The sequence below is a fragment of the Flavobacterium sp. LK-23 genome, from assembly GCF_058135255.1.
Genome location: NZ_JBYUVT010000005.1, coordinates 20,284 through 46,504 on the forward strand (window position 1 = coordinate 20,284; position 26,221 = coordinate 46,504).

Genomic DNA, 26,221 nt, shown 5'->3' on the forward strand with positions numbered 1-26,221 from the left:
AAAGATGAAAAATAGATATATCAAAATATTTTGTGTCGCAATTGTTGGTGCTTTGACATTGGCTTCATGCGATAAAGGATTCGAAGAAATGAATAAGAATCCGAACGCCTTAACAGATCCAGCTGTAAAATCAATGTTTACACTTGCAGAGATTTATGTAGACGGACAGGATTTCTCTAACACAAGAGGAAATAACTTATACGCAGCACAAATTGTACAGCAATTTTCTTCCCTTGGAGGACCAGGTTCAAAATACACCTATTCTTCGGAGTATTCGGCTGCCCTTTTTGGTGAAACTTACGGAAAAGGTTTAAATCAGATTTTCCAATTATTATCTGTAGTCGAGGATACGCCAGAGAATACAAATATGATTCAGGCTTGTAGAATCATGAAAGTTTTCTTGTTTCAAAAATTGACAGATACTTATGGTGAAGTTCCTTATTTTGAAGCAGGAAAAGGATACAACGGAAACGTTTTTTCTCCGAAATATGATACGCAAGAAGCTATTTACAACGATCTTTTAAAAGAATTAGACGAGGCTGGAACAGCACTAGATGCTGGAAAACCTTTTGTTGGAAATGCCGATTTGTATTATCAAAGTGATGTTGCAAGATGGAAGAAATTGGCAAATTCTTTAATGTTAAGAGTAGCAATGCGTTTGTCTAAAGTAAATCCTGCAAAAGCAAAAGAGTTTGTTGAAAAAGCCTATGCTAAAGGAGTTTTTACTTCAAATGATGACAGTTTGGTTTTAAAGCACGATGCCGGTCCTGCAGGGGTTAAGACGAATCCAATTACCTCTTCTTGGGTTAGAAATGATTTAAATGGAGGAGAATCAAACATTAAATTCAGTAAAACTTTCATCGATTTATTGAAAAATACAAACGATCCGCGTTTACGAATTTATGCAAAACTAGAAGCTACAGGAGATAATAGCCCAGCAAGTCAGCAAGGTTTGGCAAATGATGCAAAAGAATTTCCGGGAGGAGATAAAAAATTGTTCTCAGACCCAAATACTTCAACAGTATTGCGTTTAGATGCTCCAACATTAATTATGTCTTATGCTGAGGTTCAGTTTTTATTGGCAGAAGCGGCAGTAAAAGGATGGAACGTTGGCGGATCGGCTCAGACTTATTATGAGAATGGAGTAAGAGCAGCTATGAATATTTTAACCATTTTTGGAGATAAAGTGCCTGCAGTTACATTAGCAGAATATAACACTTATATTACTACTTATCCATTTAAATCTGGAGGAACAGAAGCAGAAAAAATCGAGCAGATTATTACTCAAAAATGGATTGTATTGTTGTTCAACGGTTTTGAAGCATTCTCAGAATACAGAAGAACAGGTTATCCAGTTTTAGTTCCTGTGAATGATCCAACAGGAGACACAAAAGGAACAATCCCGAGAAGATTAATTTATGATCAGTCAGAACTTATTACAAACGAGGCTAATTATAAAGAAGCCATTCAACGTCAAGGTTTAGATTTAATGACCACAAGAATCTGGTGGGATAAATAATTTTTAAAGTGGTTGGTTAGTTAAGATAAGTCGGGTAATGAGCATACCCGGCTTATTTTTAAAATCATATAATAAATTGATCTAAAAATCAAGCAATTTGAGAAGTTACTTTACAGATTCAAATACCTTTTTTTTCGCAGCAAACTAAGAGAGATTCTGCTGAAAAATATGGATTTACTTTCTGTATTTAAAAGATTTCAAAAAGCGATATTTAAGAATTTGTTTCATTATTTGAATTTAAAACAATCCACATTAAAACCAAAATAAAGCATAAGGCAGTGGTAAAGAAGATATTTCTAGTTGTATTTTAGAGTTACTAACAAAGAATAAATTCTAAAGAGAAGGAATAAACTTGGTCATTTCTTTCCTTCTCTAAACTGCCAAATTAGTTACCTTTTTACTAATTTTAGAAGGTATTAATATAGTATTCCATAAAATGAATTATCAAAAAAAACTTCACTGTTTCATGTGCCTATTTTGGGTAGGTTTTACATCAATTGCCTTTGCACAGCAAATTGATTTAAAAAACAATTGGGCATACCGTGAAGAGAAAACGCAAAAATGGTATCCGGCGACTGTTCCGGGAGAAATTCACACAGATTTGCTAAACAGCAAATTAATACCAGATCCGTTTTACCGTGATAATGAAGAAAAACTGCAATGGATAGAACGCAAGAACTGGGAATACAAAACCACTTTTCAGGTTACAGCAAATATGCTGAAAAAGAAAAACACAGATTTAGTTTTTGACGGATTAGATACTTATGCATCTGTTTATGTAAACAATCAGCTGGTTTTAAAAGCCGATAATATGTTTCGTCAATGGCGTGTTAAGGTTAAAAAAGTCTTGAAATCAGGAAATAATGATTTGAGAATCGTATTTCAATCGGCACAAAATGTGGTTGATTCTCTGGCTAAAAAAGATTATCCATTTGTAATTCCAGATAATTCGCGTGCCTATGTACGTAAAGCACAATACCATTTTGGTTGGGATTGGGGACCAAAATTTACAACCTGCGGAATATGGAAAATGCCAAGATTGGAATCTTACAACGAAAAAAATCCCGAGAAATCTTATGTTTTAAATCGAAAGATTGAATTAATACAAGAGCCAGATAGTTTAGGCAGATCTTTCTATTTTAAAATTGATGGAAAACCAGTTTACATGAAAGGAGCCAATTACATTCCATCAGATGCTTTTCTTTCTAGAGTAGATAAAAAAGAATATGAAAAAATAGTTTTATCTGCCAAAGAAGCCAATATGAATATGCTTCGCGTTTGGGGCGGTGGTATTTACGAAGATGATTATTTCTACGATTTATGCGATAAATACGGTATAAATGTCTGGCAGGATTTTATGTTCGCAGGCACAATGGTTCCTGGAGACGATGCTTTTTTTGACAATGTAAAAAAAGAAGTTCAGTATCAGGTAAAGAGACTGCGTCATCATCCAAGCATCGTTTTATGGTGTGGAAATAACGAATCTGACGAAGCCTTTAAAAATTGGGGCTGGATGAAAAGTTTCAAAATTTCAAAACAAGATTCCATTCGTTTGTGGAAAGATTATACACGTTTATTTCATGATAGTATACCAAAATGGGTAAAAGAAGTCGATGATAAACGTCCGTATTTAAGTTCGTCGCCTTTACACCATTGGTCGAAAGCTAAAAGTATTAACGAAGGAGACAGCCACTATTGGGGAATCTGGTGGGGATTGGAAGATATTGAAGCCGTTCAGAAAAAAACAGGACGCTTTGTGAGCGAATACGGAATGCTGTCTTTACCGAATTATTCTTCAGTTGAAAGTTTTACTTCTCCAGAAGACCGTCATTTATATTCAGATATACTAAAAGTACATTTAAAAGCAGGCAAAGGTTTTGAGAAATTAGATGCCTATTTAGGTAAATATTTCATCGATGCCTCTAAAATTAAAAAGATGAATCTAGAAGATTATGCCTATTTGAGTCAGTGCATGCATTATTATTCCATCAAAAATATTGTTGGGATTCATCGTTCGAAAGCGCCTTATAATATGGGAAATCTAGTCTGGCAATTAAACGACTGCTGGCCTGTCGCAAGCTGGAGTATTACCGATTACCATAACCGACAGCCAAAAGCAGCTTGGTATGCCATAAAAGAAGCCTACAGAGATGACATAAAACCAGAAATCGATTTTACGCATCCAAAAGATTTGGCATTAGAAGACCCAAAAATCAGCTGGGAAATAAAAGGGAATAAGGTAATTGTAAAAGCTCAGAAAATGGCAAAATATGTTTGCGTTTCAATGAAAGGTTATAATGGAAAATGGAGCGATAATTATTTTGATCTAAAAGCAGGAGAAGAAAAAACAATTTCGTTTGAAGGGAAAATATCAAAGCCCGAGATTAAGATTTATTCTTTGTTTGATGTTCTTAAAAGGTACTAAGATGCTAAGGTTCTAAGGGACAAAGGTTTTTTGTAGAGACGCACTGCAGTGCGTCTAACATACAGAATTTAAAAATATTTGCGTCAAACTTAAACAGACGCAATCAAAAATAAAAATATATGAGAATAGTATTTAGCGGTTTTTTGGCTTTGAATTTACTTTTTGCTAACCCGATAATTTCGCAGCAAAAAAAGGAAAAACAAACCGATACAAATTATACACAATATGTAGATCCGCTTATTGGTTCGGCGGGGCATGGCCACGTATTTGTGGGGGCAAATGTTCCTTTTGGAGCGGTACAGTTGGGACCTGTAAATATTTTTGAAGGATGGGATTGGTGCAGCGGTTATAACTATGCCAGCAATACCATTTTAGGTTTCACACATACGCACTTAAGCGGAACCGGAATTGGAGATTTAAATGATATTCTGGTACTTCCTGTTAGTGGAAAAGTCGGTTTAACCAAAGGAACAAAAGAAGATATGGTAAACGGTTACGGTTCGTATTTCTCTCATAAAAACGAAGTGGTAAAACCAGGATATTATAGCGTTTTATTGGATAAATATAAAATCAAAGCCGAATTAACAGCCAGCGAAAGAGTTGGTTTTCATAAATATACTTTTGAGAACACAAACGATTCACACATTTTAATTGATCTAGCTGACGGAATTGGCTGGGACAGACCCGTAAAAACGTTCATAAAAAAAATAAGCGAAACTAAGATTGAAGGCTATCGTTATTCGGCAGGTTGGGCAGCAGATCAGCGCATTTATTTTGCAATGGAATTCTCTGAGCCAATTGCCAATATAAAGGTTTATGATAGTACAACTGTGGTTAAAGGAACAGAAGGCGAGGGCTTAAAAATAAAAGCGATTTTAGATTTTAAAGCTTTAAAAAAGAAACAGATTCTGGTAAAAGTCGGAATTTCTCCAGTTAGCGTCGAAAATGCATCTACCAATATAAAAGCAGGGATCCCGAATTGGGATTTTGAAGCTGTCGTAAAATTAGCAGATTCAAAATGGAACAAGGAGCTAAATAAAGTTCAGATAAAAGCAGACGAAAAAACAATGAAAGTTTTCTATACTTCATTGTATCACACTATGTTTGCGCCTTCTATTTTTAATGATGCCAATGGAGATTATCTGGGAACGGATAAAAAAATCTACGAAAAAGCCAATTTTACCAATTACACTACTTTTTCGCTTTGGGATACTTACCGCGGACTGCATCCATTATACACTATTACGCAGCCAGAAAAAATCAATGATATTGTAAAATCGTTTTTAGCGATTTATCAGCAGCAGGGCAGATTACCGGTTTGGCATTTAATGGGTAATGAAACCAATACGATGAACGGAAACCATTCTATAGCGGTTATTGTCGATGCTTACTTAAAAGGATATAGTGATTATGATATAAACTTAGCATACGAAGCTATTAAAAAAACGGCCATGCAAACACGAGACGGAATGGATTATGTTCAGAAACTAGAATATATTCCTGCTGATAAACTGTTAGAATCTGTTGGAAATGCTTTAGAATATGCAATTGATGATTACTGTATTGCTTTGATGGCGAAATCTTTAAATAAAACAGACGATTATAATTATTTCACCAAAAGAGCCAATTTATACAAATTGTATTTTGATAAAGAAACCACTTTTATGCGTGGTAAATTAACAAATGGAAATTGGAGAACGCCATTTAATCCGCTTTCGTCAGCACATCGTAAAGACGATTATGTTGAGGGAAATGCATGGCAATATACTTGGCTGGTGCCACAAGATCCGTACGGTTTAATTGATTTATTTGGAAGCGAAGATAAATTTATCGCAAAATTGGACTCACTTTTCCTGCTGACTGATAAAGTAGAAGGTGAGGATGTTTCACCAGATATTAGCGGTTTAATAGGACAGTACGCTCACGGAAACGAGCCTAATCATCATATTCCGTATTTGTATGCGTATGTGGGACAGCCTTGGAAAACAGCAAAATTAATTCGAGAAATCGACGAGAAATTCTACTCAACAAAACCAGACGGATTATGCGGTAATGAAGATTTGGGGCAAATGTCGGCTTGGTACATTTTGTCTTCTATGGGATTCTATTCCGTTAATCCAGCAAATGGAATTTATGTTTTAGGAAGTCCGTTGGTAAACAGTGCTGTTATTCATCATAAAAAAGATATTTCATTTACGATAAATGCGGTTAATAACAATGCCTCAAATATCTATATCCAAAAAGCAGAATATAACGGAAAACCATACGCAAAATCATATATCACACAAGAAATGATCGTAAAAGGAGGAGAACTGAAATTATATATGGGAAGCAAACCGTCAATGACATTTGGAGTTAAGAAAGAAGATAGACCGTTGTAAGTAGTGTTCAGTGTTCAGTTTTTAGTGAGCAGTTTCCTAACAGGTTTTTAAAACCTGTTAGGTATAATTTAAGGTTTAGATTTACGGCAGCTTTGTCAAAGTTTAAAACTTTGACAAAGCTTTAGGCAAACGAGATTGGCATTTTACAAAGAATAAAAATACCTAACAGGTTTAAAAAACCTGTTAGGATAACAACACATAGTATGAAAATAAAAAGTTTAATTTTTTTTGGATTAATACACTGCTGCATTTCTATAAATGCACAAGTTAAAGAGCCAGTAGAATATGTAAATCCGTTAATGGGAACACAGTCTTTGCATAATCTTTCCAACGGAAATACATATCCCGCAATCTGCAGACCGTGGGGAATGAATTTCTGGACGCCACAAACCGGAAAAATGGGCGACGGATGGGCATACACTTATACCGCAGAAAAAATCAGAGGGTTTAAGCAGACGCATCAGCCTTCACCTTGGATGAACGATTACGGTCAGTTTTCGATTATGCCAGTTACTGGTAAATTGGTTTTCGCCGAAGACGAGCGCGCGAGCTGGTTCAGCCATAAAGCTGAGGTTTCAAAACCGTATTATTACAGCGTTTATCTGGCTGATCATGATGTGACAACCGAAATTACCACAACAGAAAGAGCTGCGTATTTTCAGATTACATTTCCAGAAAATGAAAAATCTTCTATTGTAATCGATGCGTTTGATAAAGGTTCTTTTATCAAAATAATCCCTTCAGAAAATAAAATAATAGGTTATACAACGCGCAACAGCGGCGGAGTTCCTCAAAATTTCAAGAACTATTTTGTGCTGGTTTTTGACAAAAAGTTCTTAACCAATTCAACTTGGATTGATAGAGTTTTGACTGCTGATAAATTAGAAGAAGAAGGAAATCATGTAGGTGCGGTTATCGGGTTTCAAACCAAAAAAGGAGAAAAAGTAAATGTTAGAGTGGCATCCTCTTTTATAAGTCCAGAACAAGCAGAGCTGAATCTGAAAAATGAATTAGGCACAGCAACTTTTGAAGAAACAGTTGCGCAATCTAAAGCAGAATGGAATAAAGTTCTAGGAAAAATTGCTGTGGAAGACAACAATATAGATCAGTTAAGGACTTTTTATTCTTGTTTATATCGTACAGTTTGTTTTCCTCAAAAACAATATGAAATTGATAAAGACGGAAAAATTGTGCACTACAGTCCATACAACGGAAAAACCCTTCCTGGATATATGTACGCAGGAACAGGATTTTGGGATACTTTCCGTGCTTTATATCCATTGCTAAATTTGGTTTATCCTTCTATTAATAAAGAAATGCAGGAAGGATTGATAAATGATTATAAAGAAGGCGGATTTCTGCCAGAATGGTCAAGTCCAGGTTTTAGAAATGTAATGGTTGGAAATAATTCAGCTTCTGTAGTTTCTGATGCTTACATGAAAGGATTACGCGGTTATGACATCAATACTTTATACGAAGCTTTACTTCATGGTGCCAATAATGAAGGTCCGATGGATGCTGTTGGAAGAAAAGGAGTTCAGTACTACAACACTTTAGGATATGTTCCGTATGATGTAAAAATCAATGAAAATGCAGCGCGAACACTAGAATATGCTTACGATGATTTTGCGATTTGGAAATTGGCAAAAGCATTAAATCGTCCGAAAAAAGAAATCAGTCTGTACGAAAAACGAATGCTGAATTACAAAAAACTTTACAATCCAGAAATAGGATTAATGAGCGGACGAAATAAAGACGGCAGTTTTCCAGCCAATTTTAATCCGTTTAAATGGGGAGATGCTTTTACCGAAGGAAACAGTTGGCATTACAGCTGGAGTGTTTTTCACGACATCCAAGGGCTGATTGATTTGATGGGCGGAGAGAAAAATTTCACAGCAAAATTAGACGCTGTATTTACTACACCTCCAATTTTTGATGACAGCTATTATGGTGCTGTTATTCACGAAATCCGTGAAATGCAGATTATGAATATGGGGCAATATGCGCACGGAAACCAGCCAATTCAACACATGATTTATCTGTACAATTATGCAGGAGAACCTTGGAAAACACAATATTGGTCAAGAGAGGTCATGAATCGTTTGTACAAACCAACTCCAGATGGTTATTGCGGAGATGAAGACAACGGACAGACTTCTGCATGGTATATTTTTTCAGCCATGGGATTTTATCCAGTTTGTCCAGGAACAGAAGAATATGTTTTGGGGGCACCTTTGTTTAAGAAAACGACATTACAGTTAGAAAACGGAAAACAGCTTATTATCAATGCACCAAATAATTCAGAAACTAACAAATATGTAAACGAATTAAAATGGGATAATGCTCTTCATACTAAAAATTACATCAACCATTTTGATGTATTGAAAGGAGGCGAATTAAATTTTGATATGACAAGTTCTCCTAATTTTAAAAGAGGCACAACAAAGGAATCATTCCCATATTCTTATTCAACTTCAAAATAAAAATATATGCAGTCACGTAGAAAATTTATAAGAAATGCAGGCATTTTTTCAGCAGGATTACTGGCACTTCAAACAGAAGCTTTCGGATTTAATTCAGATGCTTTTCCCTTTCCGCTAAAAGATTTTGTTTCTAAAAGACCTCCTGTTGCCGAAAGAAAATTTACGAGTAAAGCAATTGAAGCCGCTATCGTACGCATTAAAAAACAAATCGGCAATCCTGAGTTAGCATGGATATTCGAAAACTGTTTTCCAAACACATTAGATACCACAGTCGATTTTGAGATTATTGATGGGAAACCAGATACGTATGTAATTACAGGAGATATTGATGCCATGTGGCTTAGAGACAGTACGGCACAGATTTGGCCTTATATTCCGTTTGTAAAAGAAGATCCGAAACTGGCAGAACTGGTAAAAGGAGTAATTAATCGTCAAGCGAAATGTATTCTGCTGGATCCGTATGCGAATGCTTTTTATAAAGATTTTACGAAGGAAAGCGAATGGAAAAATGACCTTACTAAAATGCAGCCCGGAATTCACGAAAGAAAATGGGAAATTGACAGTTTGTGTTATCCTGTTCGACTAGCACACGGATATTGGAAGGAAACAGGAGACATCAGTTTATTTGATGCCAAATGGAAAGAAGCCATGCTTTTAATTCTTCAGACTTTTAAAGAACAGCAGCGAATGGACGGCAAAGGCGGGCCATATAGTTTTCAGCGTCAGACGGCTTGGGCTACAGATGGAGTTCCGTTAGGCGGTTATGGCTATCCTGTAAAACCTTGCGGATTAATTGTCTCGACTTTCCGACCAAGTGACGATTCTACTTTGTTTGGTTATCTGATTCCAAGTAATATGTTCGCTATTGAAATATTGGGCTATCTGATTGAAATTTTCTCTCTTCCAGCTTTAAAAGACAATGATTTGGTTGCGAAAGCCACAAAACTGAGAGATGAGGTTCAAAATGGACTTAATGAACACGGAATCATCAATCACCCGAAATTCGGAAAAATTATAGCTTTTGAAGTAAACGGATACGGCAGTTTCCATATGATGGATGACGCCAATGTGCCGTCATTATTATCATTACCATATTTAGGCGCTATTGCTCCAAATGATCCTTTATATCTTAATACAAGAAAAGTGGTGCTGTCTGAAAATAATCCGTTTTTCTATAAAGGAAAAGCAGGCGAAGGTATTGGCGGTCCGCACACGGGAGTTGATACGATCTGGCCTATGAGTATTGTTTTGAGAGCGATTACAAGTGTAGACGAAAAAGAAATAAAGGCTTGTATCAGCAATTTAATTAAAACAAACGCCGATACAGGATTTATGCACGAATCATTTCATAAAGACGATGTAACCAAATTTACACGTAAATGGTTTGCTTGGGCAAATACATTATTTGGTGAAATGATTGTACATACCAGTATTCATTATCCTCAAATTTTAAAAGACAAAAATATCTAGTACTAAAGCTAAATAATTAAAAATGAATACATCACACGCCATTGGGCTGGATATAGGAGGAACGCATATTACAGCTGCGGTTATTGATAAAGCAGAAATGAAAGTTCTTGACGTTTCGCTTTGTAAAGAATCTTTTGATTCAAATATGCCAGCAGATCAGGTTATGAGCATTTGGAAAAAAGTAATCAGCACCGCAATAGAAAATTCTAATGTAAAAGATATTACAGGAATTGCAATTTGCATGCCTGGACCTTTTGATTATAAAAACGGAATTTGCTGGATTAAAGATCAGTCGAAATACGAACATTTTTACGGATTAAACATTCGAGAATTGCTTTTGGAAACTCTAGATTTTCCTACAGATTTTCCAGTTCTTTTTGAAAATGACGCTGTTTGTTTTGGAAAAGGAGAAGTTTTTAAACATCAGGAAAATCTTTCTAAAAAAGTAATGGCCGTAACATTAGGAACTGGATTAGGAGCTTGTTTTATTGATAAAGGAACGTCAATTAGTTCAGGTAATTCTGTTCCTACTGATGGTGAAATATACAATCTGTCTTATAAAGATGGAATTGCCGAAGATTATGTTTCGGTTAGAGGTCTTTTATCGCATTACAAATCTTTAAGCGGTAGCGATCTTAATAATGGTTTAGAACTTTATAATTTAGCGAAAAATGGAGATCAGAAGGCTATTCAGGTATTTGAAAGAATGGGAGAGGATTTAGCAACAGTTGCAATTCCGTGGATTACCAACTTTACAGCAGATCATATTATTATTGGTGGAAAAATTGCCAATGCAAGCGATTTGTTTTTGTCTTCATTTAACAAAACAATTCAGGAATCTGGTTCTGAAATTCAAGTTTCCATTTCAAATGACAACGAAGTGGCAGCATTATTAGGAGCCGTCAGTTTCCTTTGTGATTAAAAATAAAAACGGATGAGGTATTGGACTCATCCGTTTTTGTTTTTTTAAAACAAGTTATGTCGTCTGATAATATTCTTAAATTAAACACAATAAAAAAGCCTTTAAACATTTATGTTCAAAGGCTTTTACTTTTTAGTTTCTTCTGAAACTTCATCTGGTGGAGAAAGAGGCTCCGCAACCTGTATCGTAAGCATCAGCGAATACTGGAAGTCACGTTATTTTAAAAAAAGAAGGACACCAATAGGGCACTCTTGAAATCCTTGGTTTCATTAACCTCTGTAAATGTAGGAATATTTGAATTTTCAATAAATAGCTTGAGATAGTATTTCTCAAGCTGTTCACATTAATCTATTATCGTGTAGAGTCTTTTTGCATTTTTATTTTTTGCCCAGCTTTTCTAGATATTCTCCAAGGGGTATGTCAAGACCAACACTGATAAAACCGTTTTTCCCAAAATTCTGTCCATCTATAAAAGGAAGGGCATAGGATAAGTTAAAATCCAAGGCATTATAAAAGCGAAGTCCGCCTCCTACGCCAACGTGCGGAAAATCAAAGTTTTCGTTGGTTGTAGTATTGGCTAAGGAATACAGAAGACCGGATGCATAAACTATTGTATAAATTTTGTTTACAAATGGATTTTTGTAATTGGTATATACTTTATCTTTCACCAGATTTTTAAAGCCTTCTTCTTTTTGGAACGTGTAGCAGGTAAACTGAACGCCGATCTTCTCAGATGCCAGTCCAACACTGGAGATACTTTCGGTTGACCCAGGAAGTATTGTTTTTTTGGGAAAGAAATTTTCACTGATTCCAAGTGTGAAATATAAAGAGAACCATGATTTGTTTTCCTTGTTGTAGTATTGCTGCAGATCGTTCAGAAATGAAATGACATCAACTTCTATATATTGCTCATTGGTGTTAAGTACCGTATATTTTTTAACTCCATTTATAAAAAGGGTATAGATTGGCTGAAAATTATCGGGAAGGCATTGTGCTACATTTTCATTGTTTTCCTGAATAAAGTCAATTACACTTTGATAAGTCTGGGCTTTATCTAGTTTATCCAAGTTAGAGACAAAGGTAAGAATGCTGTTTAGGTTTTCGTTGTATTTTAAGTCTCCATCTTTGTTTGCCTCCAATACGATCTTAGCCTTTAGCAGTGTGCTTAGAATTCGGAAATTTGTAATGGTGCCTTTCACTTCTTGATTTTGAGCATAAAAAGAAAATTTTAGAAGCTGAGGGATTATGTTGTTTTCCAAATTATATACATCGGCAATGGTTGCCGAATTCTTGTCTGCAAGTTCTTTGATCTGAATGTAAAACTGTGAAACAGTATCGGAGAATTCCTGCGTTATTTTCAGTCCATTTTCGCTTTTTATGTCTAGTCCCAGATTTAAGTCGTTTTTATTTAGTAGATTATCAAGAAGGTATTTTAAATAAACTTGTAAGAAACCTTTGCTTTGGGTAATGAAAATTATATCGGAGTTGATTTCATTCTCTGCTTTTTCCATTTTAATTTTCGAATCAGTATTTATAATCTGTGAGATACTGTCTATTTTCAATTGAAAGTCAAAATTGTCTTTTAATTTTAAAGTATCTATCACTATTTTGGAATCAAGCTGCTGATAGGCAATAGATAAATTGTTGTATGCTTCCAAAAATTTATTTTTCAATGTCAAATTTGTGCTTTTGTCGTAGTTGTACTGGCTTATATTTTTTATAATTTCTTCTTTTGCCGTGGAATTTTCAGCCTGCGGTAAAGCTCTTAAGACTGTATTCGGATTCACCAAACTGTCAGCTGTAACCTCTATTTTCTGATTTTTTAGCTTTTGCGATGAGGTTGCAAGGGTTTTGTTACTGTTTAGATAGTCTGGAATTATTTTTTTCATTGTTTCCAGTGCAGACTTTGATTTGTTTAAATTCTCAATTCTTGTTTTTTCTATGTTATAATTTTCAATATCCTTGTTATATTTCTTAAATGCGGCACTAAAGTCTTCTTTATTCTTGATGCTTGTTAATACATTAGAGATGCCGGATGAGGAGTATAATTCCATGATTTCTTTATTGTAGTCTTCCAGTAGAGCCTTTTTTATGCCTTCAGGTTTTTCGGAATTATAGCGTGAGTAAAATTCTTTTATAACATCATAATTTTTTACATAATTCTCTATTTGGCTTGTTATTCGAGTGGATAATTTGGTAATGTCTTTATGGAGTTTTACTTTGAGAGCTCTTTTATTGCTGTCTTTCTCATGAATTGTATCAATCAGGTTTGCATAATATGTTCCGGTTTGGTAGTTGATTGCATTTTTGAAAAAACCTTTAGTCTTCATCTGCTGTGAATTGCTGAGAGACAGCGAGACAACATCGACCATTAATTTATAATCCAGATTTTTAGTGTTGGGATCGCTGTTTTGTAGTTTGATGATATCTTCATTTACATCTATAATAAGGAAACGAATTTCGGCATCGATAAGATAGTGTTTTGGGGAGTCCATTTTATATACAGCCGCAAGTCCCAAGGCAATTGAATAATTAGTCGTTAATTCCATAATTTCCTTTTTGATTACCACAGGATTTTTCTCATTCATCAATGTATAAAGACAATTTTGAATGTAGTATTTGGTTGCGAAATTTCCCGAAGGGAATCTGTCAAATAAAAAACGTTTCAAGGCTTCTTTCTTAAGCTCTTTTTGTTTTTCAATAATAATCTGCGTTAAGACTTCGACATCGATGGTGCCTTTTTTCATAGTCAGTTCGCTCAGACCAACACCTAGGGTTGGACTTACCTGTGCAAAGCCAGAGTTCGATACTCTAATAATTAGTAGTAATACTAAAATGATCTTCGGTGTTTTTTTTATAAAATTCATGTTAGTTTGGTTTTAAAGTTTATTATCGGATTGTGATAACAATTTTAACAATTGTTTAATGAATTTTATTAGGTATTTGTACGGTATTTTTTATTTAAACGTTTGAAAAATTATGTTTTGAATGTTTTTAGAGTTGGCGTGGTATTTTTTATAATATTATAAAATTTAAACTTTTGTTAATGTGAATAGTCTAATTCTAATAACGTATTAGCGATTTATCCAATTAAAAATATTTTTAATTGGATAAAGATTTAGATGATTGAATAACTGGAGATGTAGGTCTGTCTTTTGGGGGTAGTCCTAAGGTCTATTCTAAAGAAATGAAGATTAAAAAAGATATTTGACTGTCTAAAAAATGAGATTATAAATAAAGGCAGAATCATATTGTACCTTAAACCACTCAAAGATATTTTCTTGTATGACAGCAATAAGATTGAAAAAATAATGAGAAGCAATGAACCAAAACTTAATATTTAATCAGTTTCCTAGATTTTAGAAAAACATCTAAAAAAGAATGGGTACTTAATAAGGTACCATTTTTCAAGCGGGGTTCGATTTTATAGCTAATAAAAAAGCCTTTAAACATCAATGTTCAAAGGCTTTTTACTTTTTTAGTTTCTTCTGAAACTTCATCTGGCGGAGAAAGAGGGATTCGAACCCCCGGACCTGTTACAGTCAACAGTTTTCAAGACTGCCGCATTCGACCGCTCTGCCATTTCTCCAGTATGTTGCTCTCATTTTCTGATTGCGAGTGCAAAGATAAGGTGTTTTTTGAATTGTGAAAATTTTTTTGAAACTATTTACAAAGAAAATGATCGACACATAAAAAAGAAAATCCCTGAGAAAGCTAAAGATTTAAAAGTGAGGCAAAAACAGAAAAAGTAAAATTTAGGCATTTTAGTTTGCTTTGTGAAATATTTCAATTTAAGATAATTTTTAATTTGTGATGAGGTTTTAAGTAACAAATCAGAAGATTTGCGACATATAACTTAAACCAGATAAAAATGATGACACTTATAGCAATATTTTTTCCATGTATCTCCTTTCTTTTAAGAGGTAAAATTTTAACATCTTTACTTTGTTTAATTTTACAGTTTACTTTAATCGGCTGGTTACCTGCTGCTATATGGGCTGTCATATCGCTTCAGAATTCAAGAGCCGACAGACGTAATGAAAAACTAATAAGAGCCATGCGAAAAAGATGATTTTTTCATTTTCAAAGTATCTGGAAATTTATGCCCATTTCTCATCAATAATTCCAGGTTTTTCAAAATCAATTATTCTCTCTTTAGGAATCATCAATTTTTCAATCTGATTTTGATCTATATATTGCTTTTGCTCTTTGATGAAATCAGAAGCATCTAATACAAATTTAATTTTTTCTTTCACCAGTTTTTCAAAATCTTCTTCTGTCAAATCCAGCTGTATGGTTTGTCTTTCGATTTCTTTTCCAAAATAATCGTAATCAGTATTCCATTCTGGTTTTACTTTTTGTAAAATCTCTTCAAAAGCTTCTTTTCTTATCCAAACAGCCAATGCGCTTTCCTGATTTTCTTTTTCGCTCAATTGGTAATGATGCATTATGGATAGAAAACTTAGTTGTATTGAATTTGCTTTCAAACCGCTGTAATCAGGCTTTCCAAGGTCTTGGCTTTCTATAATAGAGATAGCTATAGTTTTCGTATTAAGCAGATACAACACGACAAATTCTTTTACTATGCCATCATATGGAGGATTGTCAAGAATGTCAAGGTTTTTCATTACATAACCTATTATGTTTTGTCCGTTTTCAGGCAACTCTTTTAATCTATCTGAATAATTTTCAAGAGCTATTGCAAAACCCTTATATTTTGATTCGCCCAACACAGGAACTTTTCTTCTGAATTCAAAATCCCATTGCACCAGTCTTTTGGTTGCGTATGCAGCTATTACTTCATTGGCTTGCTGTTCTATTTGTTCTAAATACTTTTTAGCCTCTTTGGTGCCAATATCTGCGAGCGCCCAAGTACATTTTCTCTGCAAAGGAAAATACTCATTCCAACTAATATATTCATAATCTGAGAATGCTACTTTAAATAAAGTTTCTGCTGTAATAGGGTTTGAAATATATTGAAAAGCGCTAGCCATATCCTCGTGAGCTTTATGCCATTCCGATTCGAACAGTTGACAAAGAAGTAAAAGAATTTCTTCATCTTTTTCATAAGTGTAAATAAAAGAAAGAGCATCTTCATATACTCCGTCGCTGTCTTTCTCTGTTAAAAGCCTTTTTATTTCAAGTAAATCAGTTTCTCTTTGGGTCATTCGTTTATTTAAGATTTGGATTTTGGGAACCGGTGATTGGTATTCGTTTATTTCTTGAGCTAATATAAACAATTTGCGTTGGCTAAGTAGTTTGGTTTTAGAAGTTCCACTTAGAATAGATCTTGAATATATAACTGAAATTTAAAGTTGGAGGGTGTTGTAGTAAAAAAGAAAACCCTTAACAAAGTTAAGGGTTTCAAAGTTCTGCGGAGAAAGAGGGATTCGAACCCCCGGACCTGTTACAGTCAACAGTTTTCAAGACTGCCGCATTCGACCGCTCTGCCATTTCTCCAGTATGTCGCAATCATTGCCTGATTGCGGGTGCAAATATAAGACGGTTTTTCGGTTATAAAAACTTTTTTCGGACTTTTTTTTGAAGTTTTTTAAGATAATTTTCAAGTGTCTAATTATCAGTATTTCCGAAAGTGATGTTTTTTGAGAAATTAATCTAAATCGTCTAAAATTGGCGTTGGTTTTTTGTTTTCGTCGACAGCAACAAACGAAAAAGTTCCTGAAACTACCGTTTCACGAAGTTCAGAATACATTTGTTCCATGAAAATATCGACGTGAATTTTACAGCTGGTTCTTCCAACGCTGTCTACTTTTGCTACTAATTCGATTAAAGTACCTGCAGGAATTGCTTTTTTAAAATCAATTTGTCCTGTAGAAATCGTAACTACTTTTTTACGGCTGAATCGAGTCGCGCAGATAAAAGCAACTTCATCCATTAAATGAAGAGCAGTTCCTCCAAACAAAGTGTCGTAATGATTCGTTGTACTAGGGAAAACGGCTTTAAAAATACGAGTTTCCGATTTTTGAATTCTTTCTTCTACTGTTCCCATATTAATAATTAACGTATTCTGTAATTTCAAGCCCGTATCCAATCATGCCAACGCGTTTTGTTTGTTCTGTATTCGAAACCAATCTTATTTTAGAAATATCTATATCATGAAGAATTTGAGCTCCGATTCCGTAATCTTTGCTGTCAATAATCACTTTTGGAGCTTTCAAAGTTCCGTTAGCCTGCAATGATTTAAGCTCAGAAATTCTGTTTAAAAGATTAACAGCGGTCATATCTTGATTGATAAAAATAACGGCGCCTTTTCCGTTTTCATTAATTACTTTAAACATATCGTCTAATTGCTGTTCTGCATTATTAGTCAATGTGCCCAATAAATCGTTGTTTACCTGAGAAGAGTGAATTCTGGTCAAAATGGGTTCGCCAAGATTCCAAGTTCCTTTAGTTAAAGCAATATGGATTTGTTTGTTGGTAGTTTGTTCGTAAGCTCTCAATCGGAAAGTTCCAAAACGAGTTTCGATATCGAAATCTTCTTTTTTAACAATCAAACTATCGTGCTGCATTCTATAAGCGACTAAATCTTCGATAGAAACTAATTTTAAATCGAATTTTTTAGCGACTTTAATCAATTCTGGCAAACGAGACATTGTTCCGTCTTCGTTCAAAATTTCGCAGATTACACCAGCAGGTTTAAATCCTGCCAAACGTGCAAAATCAATTGCTGCCTCAGTATGTCCAGTTCTTCTTAAAACACCACCTTGTTTAGCGATTAAAGGAAAAATATGACCAGGACGAGCTAAATCGTGTGGTTTTGTATTAGGATCAACTAAAGATTGAACCGTTTTTGATCTATCTGCTGCAGATATTCCAGTTGTTACTCCTTGACCTTTTAAATCTACAGAAACCGTAAAAGCAGTTTCCATGTGATCTGTATTGTTGGTCACCATGGCACGAAGATCCAGCTCCTTGCATCGGCTTTCTGTAAGTGGTGTACAAATTAAACCGCGTCCGTGAGTAGCCATAAAGTTGATCATTTCTGGAGTCACTTTTTCAGCAGCAGCCAAAAAATCACCTTCATTTTCGCGATCCTCATCATCGACTACAATGATTACTTTACCTTGACGAATATCTTCTATAGCTTCTTCAATGGTATTCAGTTGTATTTTTGTTGTTGACATAATTATTTTTGCTTTTGAGCAGGTGAAAACCGCTCAGAGATTTTCTGAAATAGTTGTGAAATAGGAGTTGTAATCGCATCAAAATTAATTAACCCGTTATCGTTTGTTGCACGATAGGTCAATAATATGGCAAGAGGCGACAAAATAAAAGAGGACATCCACGATCCTAAAAATGGAGTCATACCGCCTTCTTGAGATACTCTTTTTCCGAAAGTATTAATAAAATGGAAAGTAATAAAGATTAAAACTGCAAATACAATAGGAAGTCCAAGTCCCCCTTTTCTAATAATAGCACCAAGCGGAGCTCCAATAAAGAACATTAAGAAACAAGCAAAGGCAATTACAAATTTCTCGTACAATGCAGTCAAATGCTTGTTGATTTCTCGTTGTTTATCTTTTAAATCTCGTTGAGTAGTTTCGATTGAATAGATGCTGCTCGTAACATTGCTTCCGGCCATTTTTAAAACATCTACTTTTTCTTTGTTGGAATAAATAGATAAAAGATCATTTGGAAGTGGTTTCTTCTTGATGTTTTTTTGCGAATCTGTAAAAAACTTTTTAAAGCCAACTCGTTGATTAATGTTTTCAGAAAAAGAAACAATTTCGTTATCTAAATTTTTACTCAAGGAGTCTAGAGTATAGCGCAATTCATTAACATTCAACATTGCATTTGTTCCTGCAATGCTTTCTTTGCTGTCATCAACTTTGTTAAGTTCAGATAAATCGATGTTGATGATCTGTGTTTTAAATTTACCTTTTATAAATGGCATTTTTGCACGATCTTCATATTTCTTTGGCGTAACATCTTGGTAGTAATAGCCATCATTTAAAACTAGCTTTAAAATACTAGATTTTTCGTTACTGACTAATTCACCAGTTTTAGCTTTAATTACGGTTTTGTTTTCCCCCATATTATTCGCTTTCTCGTGAATAGTTACACCAGTTAGATGATTACCATTTTCGCCAGATTTTTTGTTTACTTTAATGTTGTAAGTGCCGACATCATTAAACTGACCTTCGGCAATAGCCATCGCAGGTTTGGCTTGTGCGATGTTTTTTCTAAAGTTGACAAATTTATATTCGGCATACGGAATGACGTTGTTTGCAAACCAAAATGCCACAATACTTAAAACGAAAATAAAAATAATCAGTACTCTCATTGCTCTTTGCAGTGAGATTCCTGAAGATTTCATGGCTGCAAACTCATAATTTTCGGCAAGATTTCCGAAAGTCATAATAGAGGCTAATAAAACTGATAAGGGTAAAACCAGCGGTATAATTCGTGGCATAGAAAAAAGCAGGAATTTCACGACCAATGTTAAGTCGAGATCTTTACCTGCTAGTTCTGAAATAAATAGCCATACTGTTTGAAGTATGAATATGAAAAATAAGATTACAAATACCGTAGTAAATGTAAATAAGAATGTTTTTAATAAGTATTTGTCTAGTATTTTCAACCTTCTGATTAATCTAATTTATTGATGTAGTATTTCGGGTATTTACTCGCTACAAAGGTAAATTGATTTTTTGATAATGGCTGATTGGTTTTAAAAGAATTAACGGTTAAAGTTGTTTTTGTTCCGTTTTTTCCAGTTTCAATCAAATTGTAGATGTGTTTTGTCTGAACGTCAATACCTAACAAAATTTCCTTTCTTTGGTCTTTTCCACTTGTAGGAACTAATTTGATGTATTGAATTTTTCTTCCTTTTACATTCTGAACAATGTCCATGTTATATTTGTAGCCAGAATTGAAGAAAGTAAGCATTTTTGAAGGAGTGATAGCATTATCATCTTTCTCGTTTACTTTAGAAATAGTAACTTCTTCGTCTTCAGGAACAATAGTGTAGGTTTTCTGACCGTCAAAAATCTTGGTAACGCCCATAAAATTCAAAACATATTGATTTCCTTTCATTGTTACGTTTCCTTTACTGTCTTGATTGATATTTTCTTTGGCATTATTCAAAGAATATTTAAAATCGATAACAATATTGTCGTAGCTTTTTATTTTAGAAGTTACTTCGTTCAATAAATCTTTCGCTTTTTTATCTTGAGCCTGAATAGAAGTGAAGCTCAAAAGCAAAATAACGGCCATTTGAAAACACTTTTTAGTCATGTTTGTGATAGAATTGTTGTTGATTTCTTGAATTTTTGCTTTCATGATTGGATTAATTTTGTTCATTATTAAAAAATTGATCAAGAGCATTTAAATCTAAGATGTTTACACTGCGCGCTTTACTGCCTTCAAACGGACCAACAATTCCTGCTGCCTCAAGTTGATCGATCAAACGACCAGCTCTGTTGTATCCTAATTTTAATTTTCGTTGCAATAAAGAAGCAGAACCTTGCTGAGCATTGACAATAATTTCTGCCGCTTCTCTAAATAAAGTATCTCTTTCGGAAATATCTATATCAAGATTAATGCCACTTTCTTCTCCAACGAACTCTGGAAGCAAATAAGCTGTGGCATATGCTTTTTGTCCGCCAATAAAATCGGTAATTTTTTCGACTTCTGGTGTGTCAATGAAAGCACATTGCACACGAATTACGTCGTTTCCGTTTGTGTATAATAAATCTCCTCGTCCAATTAACTGGTCGGCTCCTTGTGTGTCTAAAATCGTTCTAGAGTCAATTTTAGAAGTTACTCTAAATGCGATTCTGGCAGGGAAATTGGCTTTAATTAAACCGGTAATAACGTTTACCGATGGTCTTTGTGTTGCAATAATTAAGTGAATACCAATGGCACGGGCTAATTGAGCCAAACGAGCAATCGGAACTTCAACTTCTTTTCCTGCAGTCATAATCAAGTCGGCGAACTCATCGACAACCAAAACAATATAGGGTAAAAATCGGTGACCAGCTTCTGGATTTAATTTTCTAGACTTGAATTTATCGTTGTATTCTTTAATATTACGAACCATCGCATCTTTTAATAAAGAATAACGATTGTCCATTTCGGTACAAAGTGAGTTTAAAGTATTGACAACTTTTGCGTTATCAGTAATAATAGCATCTTCAGTGTCAGGAAGTTTAGCTAAATAATGCCTTTCGATTTTGTTAAAAAGCGTAAGCTCTACTTTTTTCGGATCGACCAAAACAAATTTTACTTCGGCTGGATGTTTTTTGTATAACAGCGAAGTTAAAACCGCATTTAATCCAACCGATTTTCCTTGTCCTGTTGCTCCAGCCATCAATAAGTGAGGCATTTTGGCAAGATCGACAACAAAAGTTTCGTTTGAGATGGTTTTTCCTAAAGCAATTGGCAGTTCCATTTCGGCCTCTTGGAATTTTGCAGCTCCAATAACGCTTTTCATAGAAACCATAGTAGGGTTTTTGTTCGGAACCTCAATACCGATCGTACCTTTTCCTGGAATTGGCGCAATAATACGAATTCCTAATGCTGATAATGATAAAGCAATATCATCTTCTAAGCTCTTAATTTTAGAAATTCTGATTCCTGCTTCTGGCACAATTTCATATAAAGTAACCGATGGTCCAACGGTTGCTTTGATTTGTGCAATTTCAATTTTGTAGTTACGAAGTGTATCTACAATTCTGTTTTTATTTTCTTCTAATTCTTCCTGATTGATTGTAATTCCGCCAGTCGAATATTCTTTTAATAAATCAATGGTTGGGAATTTGTAATTGGATAAATCCAGAGTTGGGTCAAATAATCCGAAATCGGCAACTAGGCGAGAAGCTAAGTTTTCTTCTATAATATCTTCTTCTTCTGCTTTTTCAATTACAAAGGCTTCATCAGGAGAAACTAATGGTAGTTCTTGTTTTGGGGCGATTGGCTTTAAAATTGGATTTAGCTCAATTTCTGATGAATGAGAAATAGTTGGCTTTAAAGCTTCTTTGTTCAGTTCAAATTGTGTGTCAACTGTTTTGATGTGGATATCATCTATTTCAGGGTCGCTTTCAATTTCTTCTTTAATAGCAAATTCTTCCAGATTATAAGCACTTTCAGGCTGATTTACAGCTGGTTTTAACTTGTCTAATTCTGATTTGAATTCTTTTTTAGTAGAATCAAAATACGATTGGATTTTTTCTGGCGATAATTTGATTTTGAAGATCAAATAGATAATTAAACCAAAAAGCAGTGTAAGCAGTGTACCTGTTTTTCCAATATAATCTTGAAGGAATAAATTTAATTCGTAACCAATTGTTCCTCCAAGTTCTGGTGCAGAAGTAGCGAAGAAACCAAATAGTACAGAAACAACGATAATAGCAAAAATGTCCCAGAACCAAGTGTTTTTTAGTTTTTGGGTCGAAAGCTCCAATGCTAAAAACATTCCGGTAAGGAAAAACAAGCGTACAAAAATGAAAGAGGCAAGTCCAAAACCTCTATAGATAATTAAATCGGCAAGATAAGCTCCAAACTTTCCGAGCCAGTTTTCAGCAACTTCGGCACGATCACCGAGCTGATTTACGACACTTTGGTCATTTTGCCATTGTCCGTTTACATAAAAAGAAATAAATGCGACCAATAGTGCAATAGAAAAAAGAACCAAAAGACAGCCTAAAACAAATCTTTGCTGTTTAGACATCTTAAATGATCTTTTAACTCCTTCCTGTTTTTCGTTTTTTTTATCTACAGTTTCTTTTTTATTTTTTGCCATTCTTGCGTTTTCCTTTGCCTAAATAAATTTTGGGATATAAATAATCAAGCCTATTGCAATTGCAGTCATTGCGGCAAAAAATACCGCTCCGGCAGCAATATCTTTAATAAAACCGATTCGTTTGCTGTAATCAGGATGGATAAAATCGGCAATTTTTTCAACTGCCGTATTTAATCCTTCAATGCTTAAAACCAAACCAATGGCCAGTGTCTGACACAGCCATTCGGTTTGAGAAATATGAAAATAGAATCCAGCAATTGTCATGATAATTCCCAGAGAGAATTGTACCATGATGCTGTGTTCTGTCTTAATCAATTTTACAGCTCCGTTAAAAGCATAAGTCATGCTTTTTAACCTACCTGTAACAAATGTATTATCTTTTTGAAACTCCATTTAAAGGAAAATATTATAGTGCTGCTAAAGCTGCTTCGTAATTTGGTTCGTTTGCAATTTCTGCAACTTGTTCTGTGTGAACGATTTTTCCATCAGCATCAACAACAATGATTGCTCTTGAGTGTAAACCTGCTAAAGGACCATCAACGATTTCTAATCCGTTTGCTTTTCCAAAAGCACCAGTTTGAAAATCTGATAAGTTTACTACATTTTCTAAACCTTCAGCACCACAAAAACGTTTTTGAGCAAAAGGTAAATCTCTAGAAATACATAAAACAGTTGTGTTTTCTAATCCGCTTGCGCTTTGGTTGAATTTTCTAACAGATGCAGCACAAGTTCCTGTGTCAACACTTGGGAAGATATTTAAAACTAATTTTTTACCAGCAAAAGTGCTTAATGTAGCAACTGATAAATCGTTTTGAACTAATTTGAAGTCAGCTAATTGTGATCCAACTGCTGGCAATTCGCCTGATGTATGAACTGGATTTCCTCCTAATGTGATAGATGCCATGATTTTTGTTTAAAATTAATGAGGCTCAAAAGTAAGGATTAATATTTGAATCTAAAAGTATTTGTTATGGGTTTAAGGAGAGATTAAGATAGGTTTTTGGGTGGCTTCAAATTCACGATTTTTTTTAAATATTTTAGATTTTAGAGGGTAGATTTTAGATTTGTTACGCGTGTCAGGCTGAGGCAAGTCTAAGCCGACGCAAGCGGCTCCGAAAACTAAGTCAATGATCTTTAGGGAAGCACTTTGGGCGGGCTTCGACTTCGATCAGCCTAACAATTTTGGTCAATAATTATTAGGTGTCTATTGAAACCGTTTAGTCGCGAGAGGGATAGGAGCAAGCTACCGAAGTAGCGCGGATAGCCCGACAGTATTTGGGAAAGCGGGCGAATAAAGATAAAGTATGTTTGCCCGTTTTTTCAAATACTGTCTCGCCCTGATTATTTTAGATTTTAGATTTTAGATTTTAGATTTTAGATTTTAGAATGTAGATTTTAGATTTTTTGCGCTTGTCAGGCTGAGCGGAGTCGAAGCCCACACAAGTAACTCTTCAATTTAAATTGATAATCTTTGTCGATTTGCTTTACGTGGGCTTCGACTTCGCTCAGCCTGACAAAGATTTCGAGAAATTGTGACTAAATACTGCGACTGAATACTAAAAACCTGAACACTGTAAACTAAAAAAAGCGTCTCCAGATAGAAACGCTTTCTCAGCTTTGTTTTTTTATTTATCCTTTGGGAGGAAGCCGATTTACTTATCGATTGATCCTAAAACACGTTTCATAAACGTATTTAAGGCTTCTTTTTTATCTGTTCCTTGAGCAACCAATTTTTGTACTTCAAGGGCGCCGTACATATTCGAAATCAATTCACCGATTACGTCTAATTCTTCATCTTTTAGAGAAGGAATTTCGGTCATTGCTTCTAGAACTTCGATCGTTTCAATGATGTAATCCTGATCGTTTTCTTCGATGAATTGCGTTAAATGTTTAATTACTGGTAATTTCATAGTTTAGATTTCTTAGATTTTTAGACTTGCTTAGACTTCTTAGACTTTCTATAATTTTTTACAACATCTAAGTTGTCTTAAAATCTAAGTAAGTCTAACGATCTAAAATTAAGCAATTGCGTTTACCAAGTCAATTAAAACTTCTTGTTTGTTGGTTTGCGTTTCGCCAACTAATTGTCCGTTTACGAAAGTTGCAAATGTTGGCAAGTTGCTCACATTAGCTAATTTTCTTGATTCAGGAGAGTTTTCTGCATCAACCAAAACAAAAGTAATAGCTTCATTTTCTGTCGCTAGTTTTTTGAATTTTGGTTTCATAATACGGCAATTTCCACACCATGAAGCTGAATATTGCACTACTACTTTTTCGTTTTTAGCAACTAAATCTGCTAACGTATCTTCGTTTAAGTCGATTAACATAAGTTTTATTTTTAAGACACTAAGTTGCTAAGGTTCTAAGATGCTAAGTTTGCTCTCGAACCAAATAACTTTGTGTGGATTTATTTGATAGATTTTTAAGTCGTTGAGATTCTAAGATTTAAGTTTGATCTTAGAATCTCTTGACTTTTATTGTAGATTGTATTTAAGATTCAAAAGTTAAGTTAAAAAACTTAGCAACTTAGAACCTTAGTATCTTAGCAGCTTAGTTAGCGCTTAAGTATTCAGCTGTACTGATTCTGTCTGCAGACATAGCTTCTTTACCAGCTTCCCAGTTTGCAGGACAAACTTCACCTTTAGTTTGGATGTGAGTGTAAGCGTCAACCATTCTTAAGTATTCGTTTACGTTACGTCCTAATGGCATATCGTTTACGCTTTCGTGGAAGATTTTTCCTGTTTCGTCAATAAGGTAAGTAGCTCTGTAAGTTACGTTTGAACCTTCGATGATAACTGAATCTGTATCTTCGCTATAGCTTGTAGATTCGATATCAAGAATACCTAAAATGTTAGCTAAATTACGGTTTGTATCAGCTAAGATTGGGTAAGTAACACCTTCGATTCCACCATTGTTTTTTGGAGTATTTAACCAAGCAAAGTGAACTTCGTTTGTGTCGCAAGAAGCACCAATTACGATAGTATTTCTTTTTTCGAATTCTGGTAATGCAGCTTGAAAGGCGTGTAATTCAGTTGGACATACAAAAGTAAAATCTTTTGGGTACCAAAATAAAAGTACTTTTTTATTGTTGTTTACTGCTTCTTCAAAAATGTTGATTTTTAAATTGTCACCCATTTCTGAGATAGCATCTACTGCAATACTTGGGAATTTTTTTCCTACTAAAGACATAATTTTCGTTTTACGTTTAATATTTATTTGCTGCAAAAATAGGGCATAAGTACAGGTTCTTACAATAA

The 26,221-nt window shown here is 34.5% G+C and carries 19 protein-coding genes and 2 tRNA genes; 7 read left to right on the forward strand and 14 right to left on the reverse strand.

What is annotated here, in order from left to right; genetic code table 11:
• Positions 1 to 4 precede the first annotated feature (4 nt).
• From AC3Y25_RS09405 to AC3Y25_RS09430, 6 genes are all read left to right on the forward strand, one after another.
• Positions 5 to 1,519: a SusD/RagB family nutrient-binding outer membrane lipoprotein gene (locus tag AC3Y25_RS09405; protein ID WP_489902569.1), complete on the forward strand. Its 1,515-nt coding sequence runs from the start codon at positions 5 to 7 to the stop codon at positions 1,517 to 1,519.
• Positions 1,520 to 1,955: 436 nt separating this feature from the next.
• Positions 1,956 to 3,944 (forward strand): beta-mannosidase, encoded by a 1,989-nt coding sequence (locus tag AC3Y25_RS09410; RefSeq protein WP_489902570.1) that lies wholly within the window; start codon positions 1,956 to 1,958, stop codon positions 3,942 to 3,944.
• 119 nt (positions 3,945 to 4,063) lie between these two features.
• Positions 4,064 to 6,325 carry a GH92 family glycosyl hydrolase gene (locus tag AC3Y25_RS09415; RefSeq protein ID WP_489902571.1) on the forward strand — a complete coding sequence of 754 codons (2,262 nt, stop codon included), beginning with the start codon at positions 4,064 to 4,066 and terminating at the stop codon, positions 6,323 to 6,325.
• 203 nt (positions 6,326 to 6,528) lie between these two features.
• Complete coding sequence (locus AC3Y25_RS09420; RefSeq protein ID WP_489902572.1) at positions 6,529 to 8,808, forward strand: GH92 family glycosyl hydrolase; 2,280 nt, start codon at positions 6,529 to 6,531, stop codon at positions 8,806 to 8,808.
• A 6-nt stretch (positions 8,809 to 8,814) separates the two neighbouring features.
• Positions 8,815 to 10,278 carry a glycoside hydrolase family 125 protein gene (locus tag AC3Y25_RS09425; RefSeq protein WP_489902573.1) on the forward strand — a complete coding sequence of 488 codons (1,464 nt, stop codon included), beginning with the start codon at positions 8,815 to 8,817 and terminating at the stop codon, positions 10,276 to 10,278.
• Positions 10,279 to 10,300: 22 nt separating this feature from the next.
• Positions 10,301 to 11,200, forward strand: a complete 900-nt coding sequence (locus AC3Y25_RS09430; protein WP_489902574.1) for an ROK family protein — start codon at positions 10,301 to 10,303, stop codon at positions 11,198 to 11,200.
• Positions 11,201 to 11,577: 377 nt separating this feature from the next.
• On the opposite strand, the gene AC3Y25_RS09435 is transcribed toward AC3Y25_RS09430, so the two are convergent.
• Both AC3Y25_RS09435 and AC3Y25_RS09440 read right to left on the reverse strand, forming a co-directional pair.
• A complete protein-coding gene (locus tag AC3Y25_RS09435; RefSeq protein WP_489902575.1) occupies positions 11,578 to 14,067 on the reverse strand; it encodes a hypothetical protein in 2,490 nt (829 codons plus the stop codon).
• A 634-nt stretch (positions 14,068 to 14,701) separates the two neighbouring features.
• A tRNA-Ser gene (locus AC3Y25_RS09440) sits at positions 14,702 to 14,789 on the reverse strand.
• A gap of 285 nt (positions 14,790 to 15,074) precedes the next feature.
• Between AC3Y25_RS09440 and AC3Y25_RS09445 the strand changes: the two genes are divergently transcribed.
• Positions 15,075 to 15,272: a YqaE/Pmp3 family membrane protein gene (locus AC3Y25_RS09445; protein WP_489902793.1), complete on the forward strand. Its 198-nt coding sequence runs from the start codon at positions 15,075 to 15,077 to the stop codon at positions 15,270 to 15,272.
• 28 nt (positions 15,273 to 15,300) lie between these two features.
• Here the strand turns inward: AC3Y25_RS09445 and AC3Y25_RS09450 are convergent, their stop codons facing one another.
• The 12 genes from AC3Y25_RS09450 to AC3Y25_RS09505 all read right to left on the reverse strand — a co-directional run bounded on the left by AC3Y25_RS09450 (position 15,301) and on the right by AC3Y25_RS09505 (position 26,153).
• Positions 15,301 to 16,368, reverse strand: coding sequence for a DUF4291 family protein (locus AC3Y25_RS09450; RefSeq protein ID WP_489902576.1), 1,068 nt, complete (start codon positions 16,366 to 16,368; stop codon positions 15,301 to 15,303).
• A 207-nt stretch (positions 16,369 to 16,575) separates the two neighbouring features.
• Positions 16,576 to 16,660 (reverse strand) — tRNA-Ser (locus tag AC3Y25_RS09455).
• Between the two features lie 151 nt (positions 16,661 to 16,811).
• Complete coding sequence (locus AC3Y25_RS09460) at positions 16,812 to 17,210, reverse strand: acyl-CoA thioesterase (protein ID WP_125721663.1); 399 nt, start codon at positions 17,208 to 17,210, stop codon at positions 16,812 to 16,814.
• Position 17,211: 1 nt separating this feature from the next.
• Entirely contained in the window at positions 17,212 to 18,345 is a 1,134-nt protein-coding gene (gene ribB, locus AC3Y25_RS09465) for a 3,4-dihydroxy-2-butanone-4-phosphate synthase (protein ID WP_160783599.1), read from the reverse strand.
• A gap of 2 nt (positions 18,346 to 18,347) precedes the next feature.
• The gene (locus tag AC3Y25_RS09470) at positions 18,348 to 19,802 is read right to left on the reverse strand and encodes an LptF/LptG family permease (protein ID WP_250835139.1); all 1,455 of its coding nucleotides are present in this window, start codon (positions 19,800 to 19,802) and stop codon (positions 18,348 to 18,350) included.
• An 8-nt stretch (positions 19,803 to 19,810) separates the two neighbouring features.
• On the reverse strand, positions 19,811 to 20,437 hold the full coding sequence (lolA1, locus tag AC3Y25_RS09475) for an outer membrane lipoprotein periplasmic chaperone LolA1 (RefSeq protein ID WP_465254288.1): 627 nt from the start codon (positions 20,435 to 20,437) through the stop codon (positions 19,811 to 19,813).
• 73 nt (positions 20,438 to 20,510) lie between these two features.
• Positions 20,511 to 22,964 (reverse strand): DNA translocase FtsK, encoded by a 2,454-nt coding sequence (locus AC3Y25_RS09480; protein ID WP_489902577.1) that lies wholly within the window; start codon positions 22,962 to 22,964, stop codon positions 20,511 to 20,513.
• 18 nt (positions 22,965 to 22,982) lie between these two features.
• Entirely contained in the window at positions 22,983 to 23,357 is a 375-nt protein-coding gene (locus AC3Y25_RS09485; RefSeq protein ID WP_095931756.1) for a diacylglycerol kinase family protein, read from the reverse strand.
• A gap of 13 nt (positions 23,358 to 23,370) precedes the next feature.
• Positions 23,371 to 23,868 (reverse strand): thiol peroxidase, encoded by a 498-nt coding sequence (tpx, locus tag AC3Y25_RS09490; protein WP_095931755.1) that lies wholly within the window; start codon positions 23,866 to 23,868, stop codon positions 23,371 to 23,373.
• 748 nt (positions 23,869 to 24,616) lie between these two features.
• A complete protein-coding gene (locus tag AC3Y25_RS09495) occupies positions 24,617 to 24,874 on the reverse strand; it encodes a DUF6952 family protein (RefSeq protein ID WP_008462029.1) in 258 nt (85 codons plus the stop codon).
• A gap of 108 nt (positions 24,875 to 24,982) precedes the next feature.
• A complete protein-coding gene (locus AC3Y25_RS09500; protein ID WP_007805605.1) occupies positions 24,983 to 25,291 on the reverse strand; it encodes a thioredoxin family protein in 309 nt (102 codons plus the stop codon).
• Between the two features lie 223 nt (positions 25,292 to 25,514).
• Positions 25,515 to 26,153 carry a peroxiredoxin gene (locus tag AC3Y25_RS09505; RefSeq protein ID WP_012024184.1) on the reverse strand — a complete coding sequence of 213 codons (639 nt, stop codon included), beginning with the start codon at positions 26,151 to 26,153 and terminating at the stop codon, positions 25,515 to 25,517.
• Positions 26,154 to 26,221: the final 68 nt, after the last annotated feature.